This window comes from Rahnella sp. ChDrAdgB13, assembly GCF_017655185.1.
Classification (GTDB): Bacteria; Pseudomonadota; Gammaproteobacteria; order Enterobacterales; family Enterobacteriaceae; genus Rahnella; species Rahnella contaminans.
In genome coordinates, this window is sequence record NZ_JAEMGT010000160.1 from 1 (window position 1) to 2271 (window position 2271).

At 46.3% G+C, this 2271-nt stretch carries 2 protein-coding genes and 1 pseudogene; 2 read left to right on the plus strand and 1 reads right to left on the minus strand.

All coding sequences use genetic code 11. The features are described from left to right. Positions 1-273 precede the first annotated feature (273 nt). Entirely contained in the window at positions 274-957 is a 684-nt protein-coding gene (locus J8X26_RS25670) for a ParA family protein (protein ID WP_208952396.1), read from the plus strand. A 2-nt stretch (positions 958-959) separates the two neighbouring features. Next, positions 960-1292 (plus strand): hypothetical protein, encoded by a 333-nt coding sequence (locus J8X26_RS25675; protein WP_208952397.1) that lies wholly within the window; start codon positions 960-962, stop codon positions 1290-1292. Positions 1293-1629: 337 nt separating this feature from the next. On the opposite strand, the pseudogene J8X26_RS27820 reads toward J8X26_RS25675, so the two are convergent. Beyond that, positions 1630-2271, minus strand: a pseudogene (locus J8X26_RS27820) (AAA family ATPase); the annotation flags it as partial.

Consider the following 2271-nt stretch of genomic DNA (forward strand, 5'->3'; position numbering starts at 1 on the left):
TTACCTATTGGCTGCCTGAAAAACAGGCAGAGCACCTTTTTCCGATCAGCTGCCGTTAATGCGACAGAGCCTATAGCTGTGTTCATAAGCCGGAACCTAGGCAAGATACGACAAGATATGTAAAAGTAACTCAAGACACCAAAAGATACCTTTAAATACCATAAGATATCTTTTGATATTTAAAGATATAACATTTATGATGTTATCAAAAGATATCTTCTGGTATCGCTATTGTGGTGATATGAGATATCTTTTGATACTTGGAGATATCACATGCCTACTGTTACCTTTATAAGTCCCAAAGGCGGGGTGGGGAAAACTACGTCTTCACTTATATTCGCTACACAGCTTGCTAAGAGAGGTGTTGGCGTTTCGGTTATAGATGCAGACCCAAATTACCCAATCCAAAAATGGTCAACCGGTGGCCACTGCCCAGATAACGTCCATGTAGTTTCAGATGTAACTGAAAATAATATAGCCTCTAAAATCAGGGCGGCGGCGGCAGTTGACCCAATTGTAATCGTTGACCTGGAGGGTACGGCAGCCAAAATTGTGGTTCATGCATTACAGGAAGCTGACTTTGTCGTTATTCCAATGCAAGGTTCATTACTCGATGCGGAACAGGCAAGTAGGGCGATAACACTGGTTAAGGATCAAGAGCAGGCTGTCAGAAGACACGTTCCGAACTATGTATTACCATTCTCGATCTTAATGACTCGAACTCCTCCTGCATATCAAACAAGAAACATGGCGAGTTTGAGAAAAAGTTTAAACGATAACGGTATCCCCGTATTCGACACAATGTTAACTGAAAGAGAAGCGTTCAAATCAATGTTTTTCTTCCAAAAACCTCTGAATGCATTAAGTACTTCGGAGGCACCTGGAATAGATAAAGCCATAGCGAATGCGGATGCATTCGCAGCTGAGTTAATTTCAAGATTATCACCGGAGGGCTAATTATGGCCGATTTACCTGAGCGTGTTGATGCTTTTGCTAATCTGGATAAATTTAAACCAAAAGCAACTTCTAGACCAACAGTAAACGATGAGGATATCGAAAAGATATCTAAAGATAACGGATTCCCATCTCGAGAAGCTCATCCATCCGCAGCACAAAAACGGCCTCGCTTTAATTCAGGTGAGTCCAAAAGACAGTTGAATATAAAGGTTACAGAAAGTAGCTTTCAAAGGTTTTATGATCTCGCAGAAAAACGTGGCATTCGAGTTCTTGGTGATCTTTTTGAACAAGCTATAACTGCACTTGAAGAGAAAGATGGCCATGAGAGCCGGTGACTTTCTCCCAGCCCAAAACTGCAAGATTCGGTAGTTTCGGGGGATACCAGTGCGAAGTCTGGGAATTGGGGGCTGAACAGCCCTGGTCGCAGTTGCCACAACCACCAAAACCTGACTGGGTAAGTTTGCCATGAATCGGATAACCGCCCTGGCTTACGCTAGGTGTAACGGCTCGCAATCGTAATCACACGGGCTCGCAATCAGCGCGATTTTGAGCTCACATTAACTGACAATGAAAATCCTCCCAGGCTCACATTAAGTGACAATGAGCTCGCATTTACTTTCTCCGGCTCGACATCCATTTCCCCCGGCTCACAATAACTGCAAATGAAAAACGTCATATTGGTAGCCCCACCGCCAGCATTCTGTCACGTAGCTCTGCCGTTCGAACCGGGTCGAGTTGATGGTTGAACATTGCTCTGATTTCTGCCGGTTTAGCGTCAAACTGCTCAACCATATCTTTCAGCCGGTAACCATGACGCGTTAATGTCGGCTCCAGGTCGTCAAGCTGGCGGGAGAGCACCGATTCAACCAAGGCGGCAGTTATTGGTTTTTCTCCCGTCAGATAACCCGCTTCCAGGGCCAGTGTCAGATGTTGCTGGACCTGCAGCGGCGTACGCAGTTTCATTGCCAGCAGATCGATGGCGTCGGCGGTCAGAATGTCTTCGGGTTTGCCTTTCGAACTGGATTTCAGCAGCCACTGAATATATTCCCGTTGGCTACCGGCGATACCATCCAATGTGAAAATATCAGTGCGATAACCTATCTCCTCCATTGTCGGACGCCGCAGGTCATTGCGCAGTTTTGGATGACCGGCCAGAACAACTGACAGCCGGCCGCCACCGTCCTCCACTACTTCCATCAGCCTTTTGAGTCCGATCAGTGTATGGCCGTTCAGGTCATGCGCCGGCTCTGTCGCATTAACGGCAGCTGATCGGAAAAAGGTGCTCTGCCTGTTTTTCAGGCAGCCAATAGGTAA